The following is a 2,416-nucleotide window of genomic DNA, read 5'->3' on the forward strand; positions in this document are numbered from 1 at the left end:
GCATATAACTGATAGGATTGATATTCAATGTACATTTTAAATCTTTTTGGAAATGTGTGACACTAATTGTAGCAACTAAATCGTTTTCTCCGAATTTATCAATCTCATATTTAGCGGCTATTCTAATACTTGGATTAATTATAATAGAACTTATCATATCTTCAGGTTTCATAATATCTATGAAGCCTTTTATATTTTGACTATCTACTTTGGCTGTCTCATATTTTGCTGTTGCTCGAGACATCATGCTTACATTTAAGGTAGCTTCTATCTCATCACGCCATAATACTAATCCCTTAGAAGATAGTTCACTTTTATTGTCGGTAATAAGAAAACCTGCATTGTAACTATTCGTTACCTCATCCCAACTAAGGGCCCTTTGATATATTCTAAAAGTTGCTATATTCCCTTCAAAATAACTATTATTTGCTGTTGATGATTTACCTAATACTAATGGGGCCTTTGTATTAATATATTCTCCTAATACAGGTAAACTAAAGCCCTGCGGAGCTGCATTGATCATCCCCCATAAGCGTTCCCCATCATACAGCAAAGTTACATGTTGCCAAGCCTTTATGTTAACTTCAGCAAAAACAAAAGACATTTTCTTTGTTTCTGTCGTTATTTGAACCCGAATTTCACGAGTATCTAAGTCAAAATAAAGTGAAAACCCTCGTTCACTCCCCGCACCATAAGATGCGATATAACCTGACTTAACTGGTTTGACCCAAGTTTCAAACGTAAAACCTGAGTCTGTTGGCAGTAATTCCAAATGATTAGGGATTACTACGTGATTGTTAAGGCCGTTAAAGTAAAGTGAATAAGGGTCAGTAAGTATATTCATACCTGTCCAAGTCTTATCTTGCGAAAAGTTAAAACTTATCAAACTTCCGTTATGCCCTTTTCTTGCTAAATCAAACCAAGAATTAACAGGGATTGTATTTACACCCTGTGAGTAACCTTGGTTAGCTAACGCAGAGTGTAAATGTAAGGTCAGTCCCTTTAACGGATATGCCATTCTAATCACATCCAATCCCATTGTATTGAGATGAAAAGCTCATTAAGCAGGACTTGCTTTTGCCTTCATATCAAATGTACCACCCTCTGTAACTGTAACTTCGGACAAGAACCTAATATAAAACTGTCTAGCGTCTCCAATAGGTATCGTTCCAGGGAAAGGTATTTCATCTACAGGTACAAAAGGATTGTTTGATAAACTTAGTTGGACTGTAATACCTGGTTTTACTGTAGGTGGATCAACCCAAACTTTCATATCCTTAACAGGGAAATCAGCATTATTCTGCAGCCATACAGGATAAGCCTCAGAGGTACTACCCGCTACCAAAGTTCCATATTCTAAATATCGTAAAATATTACCTGCTTCATCAGTATAGTACAGGCCTATTTCATTTCTAAAACCTAAAATCGGAAGTTTTGGTGGGATGTGTTTTATTAATACGGGATCCCCATCTCGATTCTTTTCATCAAATGCCCAAATATTCACGAAGTCGTAGGCACCGTAAGTGGAAGGATGTCGAATTTCTGGTGTATATTTGGCTTCGAGTGCATTATAAGATCCTGAGCTAGTATTATTTCTATTATAGAAGCTATTATCAAGAATCCATTCACCGATGAAATATCCAGAAGATGGAGTTTCCCCATAGGTATGATCCCATGTCCAATACGATAAAGTTGACGCTCTAGCATAGCCTGTGATAATAACTCTAGAAATTGTTACTCCCCATACTCCCGATTGACCTGTTGTATTAGAATTATAATATTGCTCTTTTCTGCAATGAATTCCACCAATAATACCTGAACTGTTAGATGCATTCGCCATATTAGCGTGAACAACACAATCTTGTATCTTGATACTTTGACTTGATTTACTGTAATAGGGGATATAAGGAATATTACCTACAATTCCTCCCATATACCCGGAAACTTGATCAAAGATACCTGATACTGTACATTTTGAAATTAAAGCTGCCCTATTAGTAGTTCCAACAATTCCTCCAAAATATCCACTATGTTGCTGCATAGGTGCATCGAAAAGACAGTTTTCAATAGTGGTACCATCATTCATAGTGCCCACCATTCCTCCTGACCCGTTTCCATTTCCTGCTTTAGCAAAGACTTTGTAATTAAATGCGTTAAACATCTTTACACTTACATTAAGTAATTTAGAATAACTGGACATTTTCCCTACTACAATTCCTGATTCATTTCCGACTTCCATGTCAACATCGATAATAATAAGATTTTTTATAATAGCATAACTAGATAATTCATAAAATAGCCCAACATTACTAGCTGAACGTCTATATATATAAAGGTTACCTATAGCCTTATTATTCCCATCAAAAGTACCTTCAAAAACATTAGCCCACCAGCCATTATTATAATTACTCATCCC

Annotated in this window: 1 protein-coding gene and 1 pseudogene; both read right to left on the bottom strand. The window is 35.9% G+C overall.

Translation table 11 applies throughout. The features are described 5' to 3' along the window. A partial coding sequence (locus tag ABWK52_RS25760) for a LamG domain-containing protein (RefSeq protein WP_353772222.1) occupies positions 1 to 1,018 on the bottom strand: 1,018 nt, incomplete at its 3' end. Positions 1,019 to 1,060: 42 nt separating this feature from the next. Continuing rightward, positions 1,061 to 2,416: pseudogene (locus ABWK52_RS25765) on the bottom strand (halomucin); the annotation flags it as partial.

The sequence above is a fragment of the Bacillus sp. AP50 genome (assembly GCF_040492675.1).
Taxonomy (GTDB): Bacteria; Bacillota; Bacilli; order Bacillales; family Bacillaceae_G; genus Bacillus_A; species Bacillus_A cereus.